14 protein-coding genes are annotated in these 18,283 nt (G+C 38.4%); 8 read left to right on the forward strand and 6 right to left on the reverse strand.

Annotated elements, in window-relative coordinates; genetic code table 11:
* Positions 1-118: 118 nt before the first annotated feature.
* Entirely contained in the window at positions 119-1,744 is a 1,626-nt protein-coding gene (locus tag O3C63_06590) for a Na/Pi cotransporter family protein (GenBank protein MDA0772594.1), read from the reverse strand.
* A 62-nt stretch (positions 1,745-1,806) separates the two neighbouring features.
* On the opposite strand from O3C63_06590, the gene O3C63_06595 reads away from it, so the two are divergent.
* Positions 1,807-2,058: a hypothetical protein gene (locus O3C63_06595; protein ID MDA0772595.1), complete on the forward strand. Its 252-nt coding sequence runs from the start codon at positions 1,807-1,809 to the stop codon at positions 2,056-2,058.
* A gap of 58 nt (positions 2,059-2,116) precedes the next feature.
* Positions 2,117-3,283: an SAM-dependent methyltransferase gene (locus O3C63_06600; protein ID MDA0772596.1), complete on the forward strand. Its 1,167-nt coding sequence runs from the start codon at positions 2,117-2,119 to the stop codon at positions 3,281-3,283.
* Positions 3,284-3,329: 46 nt separating this feature from the next.
* Here the strand turns inward: O3C63_06600 and O3C63_06605 are convergent, their stop codons facing one another.
* Entirely contained in the window at positions 3,330-4,121 is a 792-nt protein-coding gene (locus O3C63_06605; GenBank protein ID MDA0772597.1) for an alpha/beta hydrolase, read from the reverse strand.
* Positions 4,122-4,375: 254 nt separating this feature from the next.
* On the opposite strand from O3C63_06605, the gene O3C63_06610 reads away from it, so the two are divergent.
* Positions 4,376-5,638: a FliM/FliN family flagellar motor switch protein gene (locus O3C63_06610; GenBank protein ID MDA0772598.1), complete on the forward strand. Its 1,263-nt coding sequence runs from the start codon at positions 4,376-4,378 to the stop codon at positions 5,636-5,638.
* 80 nt (positions 5,639-5,718) lie between these two features.
* Positions 5,719-7,572 carry an ABC transporter substrate-binding protein gene (locus O3C63_06615; protein MDA0772599.1) on the forward strand — a complete coding sequence of 618 codons (1,854 nt, stop codon included), beginning with the start codon at positions 5,719-5,721 and terminating at the stop codon, positions 7,570-7,572.
* A 155-nt stretch (positions 7,573-7,727) separates the two neighbouring features.
* Here the strand turns inward: O3C63_06615 and O3C63_06620 are convergent, their stop codons facing one another.
* On the reverse strand, positions 7,728-9,131 hold the full coding sequence (locus tag O3C63_06620) for a DUF512 domain-containing protein (protein ID MDA0772600.1): 1,404 nt from the start codon (positions 9,129-9,131) through the stop codon (positions 7,728-7,730).
* Between the two features lie 131 nt (positions 9,132-9,262).
* Between O3C63_06620 and ispE the strand changes: the two genes are divergently transcribed.
* The 4 genes from ispE to O3C63_06640 all read left to right on the forward strand — a co-directional run bounded on the left by ispE (position 9,263) and on the right by O3C63_06640 (position 13,913).
* Complete coding sequence (gene ispE, locus O3C63_06625) at positions 9,263-10,216, forward strand: 4-(cytidine 5'-diphospho)-2-C-methyl-D-erythritol kinase (protein ID MDA0772601.1); 954 nt, start codon at positions 9,263-9,265, stop codon at positions 10,214-10,216.
* A gap of 297 nt (positions 10,217-10,513) precedes the next feature.
* Positions 10,514-11,815 (forward strand): protein translocase subunit SecD, encoded by a 1,302-nt coding sequence (gene secD / locus O3C63_06630; protein ID MDA0772602.1) that lies wholly within the window; start codon positions 10,514-10,516, stop codon positions 11,813-11,815.
* 27 nt (positions 11,816-11,842) lie between these two features.
* On the forward strand, positions 11,843-12,907 hold the full coding sequence (locus O3C63_06635; GenBank protein MDA0772603.1) for a DUF3326 domain-containing protein: 1,065 nt from the start codon (positions 11,843-11,845) through the stop codon (positions 12,905-12,907).
* A 4-nt stretch (positions 12,908-12,911) separates the two neighbouring features.
* A complete protein-coding gene (locus tag O3C63_06640; protein MDA0772604.1) occupies positions 12,912-13,913 on the forward strand; it encodes an alpha/beta hydrolase in 1,002 nt (333 codons plus the stop codon).
* On the opposite strand, the gene O3C63_06645 is transcribed toward O3C63_06640, so the two are convergent.
* The 3 genes from O3C63_06645 to O3C63_06655 form a co-directional block, all read right to left on the reverse strand.
* Entirely contained in the window at positions 13,849-15,387 is a 1,539-nt protein-coding gene (locus O3C63_06645; protein MDA0772605.1) for a lipase maturation factor family protein, read from the reverse strand. The two genes, O3C63_06640 and O3C63_06645, sit on opposite strands and share 65 nt — an antisense overlap.
* Positions 15,388-15,473: 86 nt before the next feature.
* Positions 15,474-17,285 carry a DUF255 domain-containing protein gene (locus O3C63_06650; GenBank protein MDA0772606.1) on the reverse strand — a complete coding sequence of 604 codons (1,812 nt, stop codon included), beginning with the start codon at positions 17,283-17,285 and terminating at the stop codon, positions 15,474-15,476.
* A 15-nt stretch (positions 17,286-17,300) separates the two neighbouring features.
* Positions 17,301-18,149, reverse strand: a complete 849-nt coding sequence (locus O3C63_06655; protein ID MDA0772607.1) for a hypothetical protein — start codon at positions 18,147-18,149, stop codon at positions 17,301-17,303.
* Positions 18,150-18,283 lie beyond the last annotated feature (134 nt).

Below are 18,283 nucleotides of genomic sequence, written 5' to 3' on the forward strand. Positions count from 1 at the left end.
CAAAGACTGAAGAAACTCTTCTTCTTGTCTTTTCAGTTCTTTGTGTAAGACCAAAAGGTCTGATTCGTAAGGATTTAGCTCCACATTAAAGATGTAGCGAAACTAGGTTAAAGCTAGGTTAATCAAGCAGAATCTGTGAAATTCTTCTTGAAGTAGAGTTGACACTACGCAGAAATTCAAGCACCCAGAGGTTTAGTTTCTCTGTTTCATAGTCTTCATGGCTTTGATCTTCCCTGACAGCATCAGTTGATCTGTTACGAAGATCTTCCTCAATGATTTTGAGTGAACTAAGGTGTTCAAAGATTCTTTTGGATTCTGGCTTTGAATCACGCAAGACTGCATTGCATGACTTGGAAAAACATTTTACGCTTTGTTTGAAATAGTCCTCTAGGTTAAGATAGCTGGTATCAAACTGGGGAAGTTTTTCGTGTAGGCTTTCCATCGACGCTTCTAATTTATAGGCAATATGTTCTATTTCATTGACTAGTGTGATTTGATGAAGTACTTTAGAGACATCAGTAAGTGATAGTCTGAGTTTGACAATGCGGCTTAAGAAATCTAGTAAGTCAGAACGAAGTTCTTTTTGATATTCCCTGAGTTTTGAGATTGCTTCTAATTGATCTTTGCCTTGATTCTCTTTAATGAAGTAATCACGCGATAGCCAAAGCATTTCTTTTACTACGTTTTTGTAATTCTTGATTGCTTCTACTGAGTGAATCAAGAGGATGTCTGCAGATTTGCTTACCGAACTCACTCGCGGAAAGATATATTTGAGTCTTTGAGGGTCTTTGTCTTCTGGTACTACTGTACGGGCAAGGTACTCTAATTGTTTGATAAACGGAAACCATACGATCGTAGCAATGATATTAAAACTACTTTGAGCATTTGCTACGAGTCTTGGTGTATCGCCATTTGGCGTAAAGTATTTTATGAAATCAATAAAAGTCGGCACCCAAAAAGCAAAGAGTAAAACTCCACCAACATTAAACATGACATGAGCTGCTGCTACTCGCTTGGCTGCTGAGCTAGTGCCAATGGAAGCCAGGCAGGCTGTTACGCAGGTACCTATATTGGCTCCAAGTATGATTGGTACAGCCGCTTCGATACTGATCAGGTTTTGCATAGCTAGTCCAATGACAATACCGATACTGGCACTACTTGATTGAATTAGGGCAGTGAAAACAGCACCAACTAAAATTCCAAAGCCAACATGTTCAAGACTTTGTATCAAATCTAGGAAGAATTGAGAGTCTCTCAGTACACTCATTGCTGTTGACATGATTTCAAGCCCGTAAAAAATAAAACCTAAGCCAAGAACTACGTACCAAATGTTTTTGGTTTTAGTTCGCTTGGAAATTAATTTACATAAAAATCCAACAGCGATAATTGCCAGTGACCAATGAGTGATTTTGAAAGCTACTATCTGGGCGGTTATGGTGGTACCAATATTGGCACCTAGTATCACTGCGACACTTCTCTCAAAAGTCATCAATTGCGATTGAACAAAAGATATAAGAATGGAGGTTGTAGCACTACTACTTTGGATGAGTGCTGTAACAAGGGTGCCGACAAGGACACCAGCGAGTGGACTATCAGTTGCTTTTTCCAGAATGAGTTTGAGGGTATTGCCTGCTACTTTACGTAGGTTGGCGCTCATCATCTCTAAACCAAATAGAAATACAGATAAGCCACCTAGCACTGCACATACATTTATTACCGAGAACTGCCCTGATTGTTCGCCCATTCAGGGACAAATTCTAGCATGATGCTTTACAACGGTTGACATTAGAGATATACTCTATTGTTATGAAAAGAACACTTATTATCGCGTTATTAATTGCATTCACTGCAAGTCCGGTACTTGCTGGAGGATTCTACAGAACTTCACCAAGCAGTGATACTTGCAAGTCATGCAAAAAAGATTGTAAGGTCATGAAAGGTCTTGGATGGATTATCAAACTTCCTTTTAGACTTGTTGCTGCTACAGGACAAGGTCTTTATGGTCTTATTGCTCATCAAGAATTAGATGGTTTTGAAGACGGCTACAACGCTATCTAGACAGCAATTACGCATTTAAAGCAAACAAAAGAAGGGCCAATTTACTTTGGTTAGTTATTTGCCATATGAGAGATTCGATGAATCAAGGATTTGGAGAATACATAAGGATTATTTCCAAACCGTTGGCTTAAAGGCTTGGCGTAAAGGACATATACCATATTCAGGTGTATCTAATTTCACTGAAGCTTATAAAAAGGCCCGACTCTTTGTTTCAAATTTAATATCACTAGAAGCTCAAGGACCAATTCGGATTCTTGAGGTTGGTGCTGGTTTTGGAGAGTTTGCAAAGAACTTTATCTCTGCTTTTCGCGAGATTTGCGTTTATGAAGGACATGATTTCTTTGAGAGACTTGAATATCACATTAGTGATTTTTCGCAGACAACTTTAGATGAGCTAGCAGAGTCTGGTCGTCTCGATGAATTTAAGCAAATTATTCAATACAAGGTTTTTGATGCATTGGATAGATACTCTGGACTTGAGAAAGAGTCTTATGACTTAGTGATGGCGAATTATTTGTTAGATCAATTTCCGGCAAGGATTGTTGCTAGGTCCAAAGAGAGGTATTTTGAGAAATATTTAAGCATTGAAGATCCGCAAGAATTAATCGATAGAGAAAATAGCAAAGGATTTTGGCTTGCTCGAGGCAAGTGGGTTAAACGACTTAAAAAACGTCATCGTTTTGTTGAGATTGATATTGATGATGAGTTGCCGATGGAGCATCGTGAGATTCTTGAGACTTGTTTTAGAAAAGGAAGAGATTCAAGCGTTGTTTATTCTTATGGTTCGCTTGCTGCCTTAAGAAATTTTTTGATCTTGTTGAAACCAAACGGTTTGATTGTTTGTTCTGATTTTAATGCTGCTAGTAAACCAGGGATGGATGCTTGCGAGCCTTGTTACTATGGCAACTCAGTTGCACAAGCTGTTAATTTCGAGTTTCTGTTTAAGTACTTTAAGCAGACTGATAAATTGCAGGAATTGAAGCATCTAGAACAAGGTCTGCTTGGTTATCAAATGGCTTTGATTTATGAAGATCCAGTCAAGCCTTTACACACAATGATTTTGACGCGGCCGGATTATTGTCAGTCACTTGAATTGGGAATGATTTATCAAAAGGTCTATCACCAGAATTGGTTACTTAGAACCTTGTACAAGTTTCTTGTTGAGATGCAACTGGGATGCTATGTGCTTTTGTTGTTTATGCTTTTGTACTTGTTTATTCGCTAGTGAGTATGAAACAGACTTGGCTGCTTTGCTATTTTGCAGATTGTCCTTAGCTAGGAAGCTTGATTGCCGCTGCGTCAATTTTTTCTGAGACACAGTGAACCAACCAACGTTGGAATTTTTCAGGCTCATCTTCCATTAATGCATGACCCGACCATTTGAATAATTCATATTCGGCATTTGGACTAAGTTCATGTAAGCGATAAACTAAGTTGTATGGTGCCACCATATCAAAACGACCAGCAGCAAAATATATTTTGGTTTTAAGTCGTGGAACTTTTTTGAAACTGTTCCAGGTTTTGACGTATTTATAAATTTCTTGAAGCACGTGTGCGTTAGTCATGATTGATGATTTATAACGAGAACGTAGTTTGGTTTTTTGCAAGAAATCAAGATTGGCTTGAATGATTTCCAGTGGTTTGCCGAGAAGTATTTCTAGAAAATTACTCATCGGAAAAATTAATTTTGGAGGAAGGCAGATAGGAATTAATTTCTCGACTCTCTCAGGATAGTGTTCGGCAAAATCTATTGCAACTAGCCCACCAAAACTGTGAGTGACGATTGTTACTTTTCTGTCTTCGGCTATGCCTAGGTGATTTAGTGTATCTTTGAGGTCATGAACGTGAGAGTGGATATCTATTTTCATGTGAGCTTTAGGCTGAGCCATGAGTCTGGTCTCACCATGTCCGCGCAAATCAAAGGCAAGACAATAAAATCCTTGTGCAGATATAAGATTGAGCTCAGTTAGCCAGACGGTTGCATCACTAGCGCTGCCATGTATAAACAGCACCAGTGGATCTTCTTTATTACCCTTTTCGTAGTAGTTTAGAATCATGGGCATTCTTTATATACCCGAAGCCACATACCGCTTGACCTTCAGTCTCTTCTTTCAGATAAGATCTGGACGGCTGTGTGAAATTGGTGTATGTCACGCATTGGCTTGAATCTTATCTGATTGTGGGTATAATCATTTGGTGAAAATACCGAGGAATATCTAGACTCGATAGACGAGTTGTTGAGTTATTTCTTAAATTAGTCAAGGGTAAGCTAGAAATATCTACTGTTGTGTATAGGATAGCAATGAGTATTTAAAAGATGCAATCTGAAGTGAGAACAACTAACGAAACACTAGGCCTTGAGTTTAATCAATCAAGGTTTTTGTATCTTGATGATTTAATTCCTTGGTTTGAATCAAACTATAATGTTTATGAATTAATCAATGATTTTTGGGGTTTAGAAACTAAAAGTAGATTAGTCGCTGTAACTAAAGATATTAAAGATCAAGCTTGGAAAGGTTTGGTCGCTGAATGGGATTCGGACACACGTTTGAATGGACAGTTCAGGGTCAACAAGGATCTGATCAAAGGCTTGCTTAACTTGTCTTTGGGTGAAAGGAAAACCAAGCTTAACCTTGACGGCAAGAAGCCTGAATTCAAACTCAAAGATCTTAGTAAGCTCGAGATGAATATCTTTGAAAACTTTTTTATTGAATTAGAGAATTTTTGGAGAGATTATTGGAGAGTTGGTACAGCGAATGCCCATGGTACATACGTCTACTTAGTTTGGGTTATAGAACTTGATAATCATGAAATAGGTTCTTTAGCTATTGGGATACCCCCAGGAATAGTACCGAAAGGGCTCCGTCAGGCTTATGAACAGCCTGATTTCAGGTCAATGCTTAGTGGTTTGAATATTGAAGTGCCGCTTGACCTTACCGTCGGCAAGAGCAAATTGAAGATAAGTGAGATACGTGGGCTCGAAGCTGGTGATTTAGTTGTGCTTGATGACAGCGATATTAGCCATATTCTGTGGAGGAAGAATGATTTTGAAAAATTATACATAAATCTTTCAATTCCCGGGAAAGATAATCCTGATTACACGTCTATGTATTATGATGGACTAGAGATGTTGAATATGACTGAAGAAAACAATAGCGATGACATTCTAACTGATTTACCTGTAGAGCTTACGGCTCAGTTTAAATCTGTACAGATGCCATTACAAAAAATTATAGAACTTGAGTCAGGTGGAATTTTGCCACTTGGTTTATTGATGGATTCGCAGCTCACTTTGATGGCACCAGGTCAGAAAGCTATTGCCTCAGGAAATTTGGTGATTGTTGGTAATCAATTTGGCATCAAAATTAATAAAACTAAACTCCATGGAAATCACCCCAAAGCTAAATTAAATCAAAAGGCCTTTGACCAAAAACAAATCACGGCCCAAAGCCAACCTACTACTCCCCCTCAGATCCAATCCCCTCGTAAGCAATCAGCACACGACTTAGACCTTGATCATGACCTGGAAGAGCTGGGCATCGACCCAAGTGAGTTGGATGATTTAGAAGATCTTTATTAAATAGGTTAATAAACTCTAGAGCTTATAACTAAGCATCTATAATTAAGTTCTTGAACAAGTTTAGCTACAAATTTATTGCTTTGATTTTGACACTATGTCTGGCAACGGCTTGCGTTAATAAATTAATTCCTGAAACGGAATTAAAAGAGCTCAATATTGCAAGTCTCAAAACGGAGGCATCCTTACTTAGTGAAATTACCAAGCAATATGGCAAGAACAAACTAGGAATCTCTAATCAGCAACTGAATCAAGCGAGAGCAAAGGCAGCTTTGCTCGATGGTAGTATTGATATTTTTATTGGTGATTTAAAAGAGAGCCCTGATTTGAGTTCTGAAATTATTGCCAAAGATCCATTGGTGATAGTTACCAATCTTGCAAATAAAATAAATAATTTGAATCGCAGCGACTTGCAAAAGATTTTTGCTCGTGAAGTAAATAGCTGGAAGTCTTGGACTGGTAAAGATCAACCGATTTTAGTAGTTGATCAAGATCTCACTAATCCTGATTACATTGCTCTTTATTCTAAGTTGTTTGAAACTAGGCTAATACCAGAACCTGTTCGTGTTGTTACTGGAGCAGAAGAAGCGAGAGTTGCAGTTAGCAAGTTTGATAATGCAATTTCCTATCTTTCTTTTCGTGATCTTGATGAAACTATCAAAACTATCAATATTGATAATTTGCCTGCGAGTAAAACCAATATCGATGAGGGTTACTATCCTTTATTCCGTGATGTCAAACTATATTACAATCCCAGTAAAATTAAATTAGCCAAGAAAAAAAGAAGCCTTAAAAAATTTAGGAGCTATATCTATAGTCGCGGACAAGATATTGTGATTGCTAATAACTATATGCCAGTTACAGCAGCTGAGCGTGAATTGATCAAGGTTGATTCTGATCCAGTTTATATTGGGATTGCAGTGCCGCTTGATGGACCATACCTCGAGCTTGCTAAGTCAATTGTTAATGCTGCAAAATTAGCGGTTGAAGATATAAATGAGAATGATGGGATTAACTCTAGACCAGTTGAACTGATTGTTTGTAATGATAAAGCTAGCGTCGCTATTGCAATTGAGTGTGCAAACAAGTTTGTAGCTAATGAAGTCCAAGGAGTCATTGGACATTTGACTTCACAAACATCTATTGAGGCGTCTAAAATATATGCTGAGCACAATATCGTGCAAATTAGTCCGGCTTCTACGCATCCTTGGTTTACTGAAAGACCAGGAGCGAGTGGCTATGTTTATAGAACGATTGCACGTGATGACAAACAAGCTGAGTTGATGGTTGCACTATTGGACCAGCTTGGTCTAGAAGCTCCAATCAAAGTTAGTGTTTTTAACAATGGGACGATTTATGGTTCGACTTTAGCTACTTTAATTGAGAACGTAATTATTAAACAAGGCAAACACAAGTTAATTGAAATCAAAGCACTTGAACAAGCGGCAAGTCAGTATCACAAAGAAATCGAAGCACTTAAAAGTCAGGTATTGATATTTATTGGTGAGTATGGTGATGCTGCGCAGATAGTTAAAGAGCTTGCGCTGAACGCCAAGCAGGATATTAAATTTATCGGAGCTGATGGTGTTTTCAGTCCTGGATTTATTAAGGAAGCTGGATTACGTGCTGAAGGAGCCTTTGTTACAGGAAGCTCTCTTGGAGACGATCCTAGCTTGACTAATGAATTTGTCAATAGATTTGAGAATACTTATAAAGTAACTGCTTCTGCTTTTGCGATGAATAGTTATGATGCGACTAATATTTTAATAGAAGCGATTGAAGCTTCTATTGCAAACAATACTTCACTTAAAGAGCAGATGCATAAAACTAAACACGTTGGTATTACCGGCAAGATTAGTTTTAATGAGCTTGGTGATCCAAATGAAGAGCGTATGTGTATTTATAGAGTTACTTCAGGCAAGTTTGTTAAGCAATAATGAGAGCCTGTTCGGAAATCTCCAGCTACTACGTTACGTCTTTCCGTCGTATTCAGCAGCCCTGAACAATTCCAGCTCAGTTAACTGAGGTTTATTCCGAATCTAGTGAAACCTCGGTTGCTTGCAGCCGAGTAAGTTAAATTCATGGCAAAACTTTATAAAGAAGTTACTACTTCAATCAACTCTTTGGCACCCCAAGCCTTTTTGCAAGGCAGTCCTAGTTTAGTTTCAAGTTCTTGAAGGCTCATATCATCCAAAAAAATCTCTGTGCGATCTTTCAGCATTACAGAAGGAATGATGATTAGCTCTCCAAGCATTTCTTTTGGTACATACTTTAGCGCAGAATAAATATCATTACCTGTCAGTAAGCCGGAGACATTAGTTGTACCCCAGAAAAGTGAATCGAGGCAAATAGGTTTAAGCTCAATGCCAGTGAGAGCTTGGTTGATTTTGGAGGAGACTTGGTCGACGATTGGTTTTGACATTGAGCCATTTATCCAAGAAACTTTTTTCCCTATTCCTTTTCCCCTATTCACTATTCCCAACGAGCGTAGCTCTGCTTCAACTTCATTTAAAAACAATCTAGTCATCCCCACTCCATCTTCAAGCTGCGGATACTCGCCATAGTAGTTCTGTTCTGGAATTGGGCTATGAGTCATTAAGAACCACTCGTCAGAAAGAAATACGAAGTTGGCATGCTTGGGATTTTCTGCTTCCCATTTCTGAACCATGTCTACAACAGCAAAAGCCTCATCAGTAGTAAATCTTCTTAAGCCACCTCTGTGAAATTTAGTCAGACCCACTGGCACTACGGCGAGGCTAAGTACAGGGCTATCTTTAAGTGCGTAAAGTTCTTTGATAGTTTGTAGTAGGTGCTTGCCGTCGTTCATCTCTGGACAGAGTACAACTTGCGTGTGGACGGGGATACCAAGTGAGTCGAGCCATTTAAGTTCGTCAATAATTGGTGGAGATTTTTTGCGTCCGAGCATTTTATTGCGCACTTCGGGGTCTGTTGCGTGCACCGATACATAAAGTGGTCCGGGTCTCAATTCTTCAATTCTTTTACGATCAGAGAAACTGAGATTGGTTAGTGTGACATAACTACCGTGTAAGTAACTTAACCTGAAATCATCATCACGCAAGTGCAAGCTCTCTCGAGTTTGCTCATAAGGTTGATTTTCAATGAAACAAAAAGGGCATTTGTTGGCACATTCTTGCACTCCATTAAAAAGTGGTGTATGAAACTCCACCCCAAGTACATCATCAGGATCTTTTTCTAATTCAATAATTATTTCTGATTCATCTGGTTTTTTGATTAATAATTCAAGTTCGTCGTTTTGTCTGAACTGAAACTCAAAATCCATGATGTCACGTAATTTGTTTCCATTGATCGCAATGATTTTGTCACCGGGTTCAAGCCCAATTTCTGCTGCTAGGGACCAGGGAGGTACTGCACTAATTTGTGCAGGTGCGGTAACGACCTTAATATCCTTAGAGCTCTTTTGGTCTCTAAGTTTTGAGTGTTCTAACTCATTTTTATTTATCAGTGTTGACTCCACAGTGCAATCTATATTAGCACATTCACAAACCCCACCCCGGGTATCACAAAAACCCCATACCCGGGGTGTGCTTTTTGTGATACCCGGGGTGGGGTTAGGGGTGGGGTTAGGAACAGGGGTATAATTCCCTTGTGGTACTTAGTAAAAAAGCCGTTTATTTAGAAAGAGCTCCAGCCAAGATTAATCTCTTTTTGGACGTTACTGATAAGCGTGACGATGAATATCACAATATCAAGACGGTTTTTCAGGCAATTAACCTAGAAGATCATCTGACCTTTGAAATCACTTTGTCCTGTGCCGAGAATGACGAAGAGCGAACAGAAGAGATTGAGTTTGTATTAGAGATTGATTCTAACGATGAGGCGATTCGGGCCTTGGGTTTGAGTAATTTAGTCAGTAGAGCAGTTGAATGCTATTTTGCTAATTTCCCTGGTGAAGACACTGCAGATTTGTTGGATTTAGTTTCAAGTATCAATTTATCAATCTTTATAGATAAACGAATTCCGATGCAAGCAGGGCTTGGAGGCGCAAGTGCTGACGCTGCAGCGACTTTAAGAGCATTGAATATTTTTTTCTTGGAGAACTTTGATTGTTCACTTAGCGAAAAAGAATTACTCGGTATCGCTCTTCAACTTGGTTCTGACGTGCCTTTTTGTCTACATAGTATTAAACAAACTAGAGTTTATGCTGAATCGAGAGGTGAAGATTTTAAAGAGCTACCAAAAACTTTTGATTTTGATAAATACAATGAACTGATATTAGTTAAACCAAGTTTTGGAATTGAAACAGCTGAGGCTTATAAATTAATTAATCCAACTATTAAAGCTAAAGCTGACAATACTAAGCTTGGATTTTACAATGCTTTTGAAACTGTTATTTTTGATAATTATCCTGAGCTAGTTGAGATTAAACTTCAACTACTTAAAATTGGCTGCGATCAGGTTTTGCTTAGTGGCTCTGGTTCAACAATGCTTGGTTTTATTAATAAAGAAAAAAACCTTAAAACTATTCATGGTTTAGCTAAAGAGACTTTGCCAGACTGCTCTGTATATCATGCCGAATTTATTAAACGTGTCGTGACTTGATCTAAATCATTAGCTATATAGGACACGCTAAAAAACGAAGTTTTTCTTGTCGGCTGCATGAAAACAGGTTCTGACCGTACAGAGCACGTGTCAAATAAGGGGTGAGACTTTGTATTAGACCTGTTTTGAAACAAAGTTTTGATGTACAGGTCGCTCAACAAAGGTAGCAACCGCGCGGAATGTGGGTGTTGCCTTTGGAGATAATTCCGACTTTCAAAACAAGTCTATAGTGCAAACTATGCTGTATACTTTTATCGTTAGTAGGCTTTAAGGGTCTATTTTTTAAAGGAAATCACAATGCAGTTCATCAAAGACAATCTTAGAATCATATTAATAATAGCGGTAACAATATTTGCTTTTAAAGGCTTGGTCGTTATCGACCGAACCAGTACGGAGCCAAATTATGACAAGTTGAAACAACAACTTGTATACAGTAAGCCCAACTTTCATGTTTTCACCAAGCTCAAACTTGGTTTAGATTTGATTGGTGGTTCGCAGTTTGAATTTCAAGCTAGAACTACTCCACAGGTCTCAGTAATTACTCCTGATGTGATGCGTGGTCTAGTAAAAGTCTTTGAGAATAGAGTGAATGCTTCTGGTACAACTGAAGCTGTAGTACAACAAGTTGGTAAGGATAGAATTCTGGTTGAAGTACCAGGTGCTGACCCTGCTGCAGTTAAAAGAAGGCTACTTAAAACAGCCAATCTCGAATTTAAAGAACTTAAATCTGGTACCGATGAAGAACAACTTTGGGTTGGTACTGGAATCACTGGTGCTGATCTCAAGAGAGCTTCTGTAAGTACTGATGGAGTTGGATCTTGGGCTATTGATTTTGAGCTTAAACCTCAAGCTGCCAAGGCTTTTGGTGATTTGACTTCAAGACTTATTAACAAACCACTTGGTATCTCGCTTGATGGCAATATTATCTCCTCACCGAGTGTCAGAAGTGCGATTACTGCTGGTTCCGGACAAATCACTGGCAACTTTAGTGTTGAAGAAGCGCAAGATCTTGCCGTTCAACTTAATGCCGGTGCTCTTCCTGTACCCGTTAAAATCCTACAAGAAAGATCTATCGGTGCCACGCTTGGCCAAGTATCCATCGAGAAAAGTTTTAAGGCTGGTCTTTGGGGCTTCCTTGCAGTCATGTTATTCATGATTATTGTTTATCGCTTACCTGGTTTGGTTGCTGCTATTTCACTTGGGATTTATGTTCTGCTTGCTTTCTATGTTTATCAAGACAATGTGACTCTAACACTTGCTGGACTTGCTGGTTTTATTCTTAGTATTGGTATGGCGGTTGACGCTAACATCTTGATCTTCGAAAGAACCAAAGAAGAAATGAGCCAGGGTAAGTCTGTATTTATTGGTTTGCGTGATGGTTTTGATAGAGCTTATACAAGTATTTTTGACTCAAACATGAATACATCAATGGTTTGTTTGATCTTGATTATCTTTGGAACAGGCATTGTTAAAGGCTTTGCGATCACTCTTCTGATTGGTGTTTTACTGAGTTTGGTTAGTTCTTTGTTTATCACCAAGACCTTGATCTTTACTATTGTGAAGACTTTTAATATTAAAGAAACTGCTTTATTTAGATAGATGTCAGTGCCGAGAAATATCAATTGTATGATTGTCCCAACCGGGATTGGTGCTGCTATTGGCGGTTACGCTGCTGATGCTAATCCCGTTTGTAAGTTGCTAGCCAAAGCTTCGGATATTTTAATTACTCATCCAAATGTCGTCAATGGAGCTTTGTTGACGGATATTCCTAGTAATGTAGTTGTGGTTGAGGGATATTTGCTTGATAGGTTTTTTGCAAATCAAGTTGCTTTGCGCCTTGGAGTAAAACACAAGATTGCCGTTGTGGTTGATGGTGCTGCCACGCCCGAAGAGCGCTTGTTGACGCAGACTTGCCTTGATGCTGCCACTGTTGTTTATGGTTTGGATATAATCCCTGAGATTTTTTATACTCAGGAGCCGATTGCTGCAAACGATTTGATCAAGATTAGTAACCCTAATACTTTACTAGAAGCTTGTGATAGAGCACGTGATGCCGGTGCTACTGCTTTTGCCTTGCTTGCAGTTCTAGATGAAGATCCGCAATCTCAAGCAGCTCAGGATTATTCTAAAGCACAAGGTTTTGATCCAATTGGTTCTATAGAAGCGAAAATCTCACACTTGGTCTCGCAAGTATTTTTATTGCCATCTGCTCATGCTCCAATTGTGCGCAGCAAAATAAAAACTAAACTAGAACCGGTTGCTCCAAGAGTTGCAGCTGAATACTTAAGTGAGAGTTTTTTGGCTTCTGTATTCAAGTGTTTGCAAGCCTCGCCGCAAATCATACCACTTGAATCTAATTATAAAGTCTTGAGCAGCGGTTATACCAACCCCGCTGAACTTGGGTTAACTCGCAAGCCTGGCGATATCATTATTCATGATGTAGCCAACTTGGTGGTGCCCTATGATTGTTGTAATGGAGTGCCAATGATTGAGTGCTGGAAACACGAGGTTGAACTTTTGTGTGTTAAGAACAATACTACGGACCTGGATGATACAGCTGATATTTTTAATATCCCACATAAGCTCATGAATAGTTACCTTGAAGCGGCTGGTTACCTGCTTGCAAATACTAGGGATAACAAATTTATTCAAGCTGAGTCAATCTTAGAACCAATTAAGTTACAATCATAGACTAATGCCAATTGTCAAAGAATCAAGTTATAAGGCGCCGTGGATTTTTCAAAATCCACACCTTGGAACGATCCTTCCTTCTTTGTTGAGAACTAGTGCCAAAGTTGATTACGTCAGAGAGCGAATCATAACTCCTGACAATGATTTTTTGGATTTGGATTGGTCCAAAACTAATAGCAAAGAGCTTGCCATCGTTTGTCATGGACTTGAAGGTAGTAGCCAAAGTCATTATATTAATCACGCAGTAAAAAGTCTCAATTTGAGTGGTATCGATGCTCTTGCTATGAATTATAGAGATTGTAGCGGAGAACCGAATAACTTGGTCAAGTCTTACCATAGCGGCAAGACAGAAGATCTTGCTTTGTTGATTGATCATGTACAAACGAACTATGAAAGTATCTATTTAATTGGTTTTAGTATTGGCGGTAACTTGGTGCTTAAATATTTAGGTGAGCAAGGCAGTTCTGTGATGGATAAAATTAAATTAGGAATTACTTTTGCCGTACCACTTTGTCTAGAGGCCTGTGCTCATGAGCTAGCAAAGCCAGAGAATGCGATTTATATGAAATATTTTTTGTATCGATTACATAGAAAGATCAAAAAGAAAATTAAAAAATTTCCTGGTCAAATCGATGACAAGGATTTTTCCAAGCTCAAGAGTTTTTATGATTACGATAGAGCTTATACTGCACCACTAAATGGATTTAAGGACGAGTATGATTATTGGGATAAAGCTAGTTGCAAAAAATACCTTGATGATATTAAAGTACCAAGTTTTGTTATTAACTCGCTTGATGACCCATTCTTAGCTGGTGATTGCTATCCAGTTCAGAGTGCTATTCAAAATGACAATGTTTTTCTGGAGACATCCGCTCACGGCGGCCATATGGGTTTTGCTTCTTGGGGAGATGTTTATTGGTGGCAAGAGCGAATGATTGAGATTATTGCCTTAGTGAGGTCTTCGGGAGGTAAACACCTAGAAGCTTTGGTTTCCAGTAGTTCTTAGTTTTGCTGTATTCATCCAAGCTTGTGAATTTGTAGTCATAAAGCAATGCTCTAATATATTTTGGTGCTTTATCTGGGAAGGGATTAGTTTTAATTAAGTTGGTCACTTCTTTCTCATTATTAAGTAGCCTTCCGGTAAATTGCATAAACCAAGGACTTGGTCTTGGGCTCAAAGCAGCAAACCACATTTGCCAATCGAGTCTTGGTTGATAAGGTGCTATTTGTTGAGGAAGTTTTTGAGGATTTTGTGGTTTGTATTTAAATTCATATTCTTGCCAATTAAGATCTTCATTGGCTCCTTGGATGATAATCTCTTTGCGGCTAGTTGTCATATTGGCAAAAAGCCCATAAGCGTTATTAATAAAATAGTAGCGAAACGGCTGTATTAATGGGCTTACTTTGAGTATGACTTGCTGTTTGGTTTTCAGCTTAATTGGTGAGCGTGAAAAAATAAAATAGCAATCAAGCATGATTGTAAAAATAGCAAAACTAATGATAGAGATTTTAATTAATCTCTTGCGCAGTATATTACTAGCATCAATAGATTTGACGCTTGCCAGTCTATTTTTGATAAATGCACTAATGATTTCCAAGGAGCCGCTGACGGTTCTGATACTGCTAAGTTGTTGCTCAAATGATTCAGGAATAAAGCGTTTGATAGTTGAATCTTCAAATAACCAAAGACAAAGAAAAATACTTAACAAATTAAAGAAGCAATAATTACCTGTCATGATGATGATTAATTGCAACAGGACAAATCCCCAAGCTGCCAATTCTCTTAGGTTCTTTCTGCAAAAAATAAAGAAAGGCAATATGAGTTCAATGACAAACATGATAATGATACTGAGCTTGTGAAACCAGCTTGGTAATTGATGTACAAAGTAGCTCAATGGATTAGGAAGAGGTTGTGTATAGTAATGAAAGTCAAGTGCTTTGAGGCTAGACCAAGTAGGATCGTTGCTTGAGATCTTCACTAAGCCAGACATAAACATTAATTTAAAGAGCAAAAATCGAAATAACCATTTGAAAATATTGGAAGCAAATTCATTGGTTTTGAAGAGGCTAAATAAACTGGTTAGAACCCCCACTTCCAGTAATAAAACATCCCACTGAAAGCTCAAGAAATCTCTACTGGTATTCACAAAAGAAAGATAAATTAAGTAAAGTGTTAGTAGTGAGGCAAATTCAACAAGGTCTAGTTCGTTTTTTTGCCTTCTTATTACTAAATAAAAAGAGACAAGGATGCCAAGCAAGCAAGCCATTATCATGAAGTTATCACTTGAATTAAACCAAAAAATACTTGGTATATCGAATAGTCCTAGGCTTTTGGTTTTGAGTATTGTAAGGTACTCTGTTGCTGGTAGTATACCTGTCGAGCCAATTAAGCCTTTGATTTGGGAAAGTAAGGAGGCAAAGGCTAGTAAATAACTAAAACCTATTGAGCGAATGAAGAGATTTTGAACAAGGGGGTTCATATAGTTATTATATAGTAAATATCTGTAAGTCTTCTATAGACTTCAGGTGAAGTCACCTTTATCTACACTCGCGGAATTAGTGTTAACTACTCACTGGTGTTTATTGATGCAGCAAATTCTTTGACATCATAAACAGGCAAAGAACAAGCATGATTGACGCAGCTAAATGCAGCCGCTTTGGGCAGTTCTGGGTAATCAACATCGTGATTGATTAATTTGGCTTCTTTGGAGTCGTACCACTCTACTCTAATGTAGTCACTTGGATAAGTTAAGGCAATTTCAAAAAGTGCTTTGGCTGTTTTGTCTTTTTTGGAGCCTACTATTGTAAAGTGAATTGGGTCATCAGCTAATTCATTATTAAGTAGTAGAATTCCTGGCTCAGATGGTCCCGTCTCAATGATATTGTCACTTGCTAGGTATAACATGATGTACTTGGCTTGGTCTTTGATTGCTTCATCGCCAAGATAGTGAGAGATTTTATTGAAGAAGCGGGCAAGTTTGATGTTTTCATCTAGAAGTGGTACTGGTTTAAGAATTGAATTGAGTTGCGCATTTCGGATTCTTGTAGTTTTATTGTCGGAGAGATAGCCAGGTTCTTCGCCTCGATGATTTTCAATAATATATTGAGTTGTTGCTTGAGCTTGAAGTAAATACTCAGGCTTGGCTGTTGTTTCATAAAGTGCTAATAGTGCTCTTGCCATAAATAAATTATCAGAGAGGAAAGAAGCTCCCTGACTGGCATGGCTGTAAGAGCCATCTTGGTTTCTGTGACTTTGATTGATTGATTCGATGGCTTTAACTGCACGCTCAAGAATTTTGGGATCTTGTTTTACTCTATAAGCTAGAGCGAGTGCTTCGATGATACGGCCGTTTTTGTCAGCGTAGATATTTTTGTCTATGCGGGGAATCCCTTTCGTCCTTCTGGCTTTGTCGTTAAGGGAAAAATAATCTGTGGCTTTTTGTCCTTGCACTAGATCAGCGTCTTGGCTGGTATAAAAACTATTGTTCGGACTTGTGAAGAACTTGTCAATGTATTTAATTGTTTGATCTATAGCAGTTGCAAATTCTTTATTAGGCTCTTGCAATTGCGCTAGTGAATAAATGCGCAAATATTCTGCTTGGGTCTTGGCTAGTTTTTCGTAGTGAGGACTTTGCCAGTCATAATGAGTTGAGTATTGATAGAAACCGCCCCATGCCGGGTCAAGTAGTGCTAGAGCAGCTTTGAGGGTCAAGAGGCTATGTTGCTTGGCTATCTGGGCATCCTTATCGTCTGTTCTGGCAAGTGTCAGTCCATATTCAACTGTGTCTCTGTTTATATATTTTTGTGCGGTTTTCAAGCCACCTTTCTTGGTGTCTAAGCTATTTAAGTATTTGTTTTCAAGTGTTGATTTATTCTCATTACTTAAAAAACTAATTGTAGAGTAATTTATTTTGCGATTAAAGTCTTTGTCTGGGCTTGGGTCTTTGATTTTGTTTTCTAGTAATTCAATCATTTCGTTAATTTCGATATAGCCAGCTCTTTTGACTATCTCCTGACCTTGTGAATTAAACAATATGGTTGCAGGCCAGCCGTAGTTCTTGTAGCGATTAGATAAACCAGAGTTGGAGTCTTGGTCTATAGAAACACTAACAAAGTTGTCACGGAGAAGCTTTTCAACTTGAGGATTACTATATGTTTCTGCTTGCATTACGTGGCACCAGTGACACCAAATAGCTTCTAGACTAAGAATGATGAGTTTGTTTTGAGCTTTGGCTGTCTGGAAAACACTATCGTCCCATTGATGTTTCCAGTCAATGTTGGAGTTGGTGTGAGTCTCTGTTGTTATTTCTGGAGCGCTTACTGGCTTAGAGCAAGAAACTAGACTTAGAGCTATGATAAAAATACTAAAGAAGCGCATTATAAGGTTATTTTATCATGCAGATTGTGTTGCATTAATAGTTTTAGCTAATTGAGGTACAGAATGATTTTCACTTACCTTTATATTTGCATAATGTAGTTTAATTTCTTCAGCACTAGTAGCATCACTAATATAATTTTGCTTACCCTCCTGCTCTTCTGCCATAGCGGCATTAATATATAGAGTGTTCTTGCCGTCAAAATATAAATTGGTCTTTGGTGTGATAGGTATCTTTGAATTGAGCATACTATGTTGATTTGCAAACTTGCTTGAAGTGATTGTTGTCTTCACTCCCTGCTGAGAAGCTCTGTCTTTGAAAGCTTGAGTCTGTTCTACTAAAATTGTTTCAACGGCTTTACGCACTCCTTTACTGTGTTTCATCACCTCGTCAATCGGTTCTGCTCCTGGTGGTGACTGACCTTGAGATCGTTCTAGCGAGCCTGCGGTGACATAATCAATATGGAGCTCTTCACTATTGTCTTTAGCTATTTTAATTAGATTATCAATACTGGTGAAATATTCTTGGATCTTTTCTAAAAACTCTTTTTCTACGACTTCCGTTGGGTCTTGACCCTTATTCTTAACTCCTAATAAATGAAACATGATATCACTGCTTGGTTGCATGCCAACCTTAACTCGTAAGTAACCAGCAGTACAAGCTTGTGCGCCCATTGTGTAGCTTGGGCTATTATCACCTGCTTGACGATCCTTAATTACAGCATCCTTTGCTTCATATCCACCGACTAAATTTTTGTCACCAACCTCTGATGGATGAACTTCAAGCGAGGATTTCTTTACTCCAGGGAGTAGGACTAATTTATCCTTTGTTATAAATTCAATGTTTAATGATTGTATTGGTTCCACTGATTATACAAAGCCTTTGTCTGAGCTGATTTGATGGTGAAGTCGTTGAATTGAGTGTAAAGTACTAAGTGGAAACACTTAAATTAAAGCATTTCTCGCCTCAATACTCAAAGGATGCAGCGGATGATTTTTCT

This window comes from Cyanobacteriota bacterium, from assembly GCA_027618255.1.
Lineage (GTDB): Bacteria > Cyanobacteriota > Vampirovibrionia > LMEP-6097 > LMEP-6097 > JABHOV01.

Coding starts and splice junctions, on each gene's coding strand:
- O3C63_06590 (MDA0772594.1), bottom strand. CDS start 1,744: ATGGGCGAACAATCAGGGCAGTTCTCGGTAATAAATGTATGTGCAGTG.
- O3C63_06595 (MDA0772595.1), top strand. CDS start 1,807: ATGAAAAGAACACTTATTATCGCGTTATTAATTGCATTCACTGCAAGT.
- O3C63_06605 (MDA0772597.1), bottom strand. CDS start 4,121: ATGCCCATGATTCTAAACTACTACGAAAAGGGTAATAAAGAAGATCCA.
- O3C63_06610 (MDA0772598.1), top strand. CDS start 4,376: ATGCAATCTGAAGTGAGAACAACTAACGAAACACTAGGCCTTGAGTTT.
- secD (MDA0772602.1), top strand. CDS start 10,514: ATGCAGTTCATCAAAGACAATCTTAGAATCATATTAATAATAGCGGTA.
- O3C63_06635 (MDA0772603.1), top strand. CDS start 11,843: ATGATTGTCCCAACCGGGATTGGTGCTGCTATTGGCGGTTACGCTGCT.
- O3C63_06640 (MDA0772604.1), top strand. CDS start 12,912: ATGCCAATTGTCAAAGAATCAAGTTATAAGGCGCCGTGGATTTTTCAA.
- O3C63_06645 (MDA0772605.1), bottom strand. CDS start 15,387: ATGAACCCCCTTGTTCAAAATCTCTTCATTCGCTCAATAGGTTTTAGT.
- O3C63_06650 (MDA0772606.1), bottom strand. CDS start 17,285: ATGCGCTTCTTTAGTATTTTTATCATAGCTCTAAGTCTAGTTTCTTGC.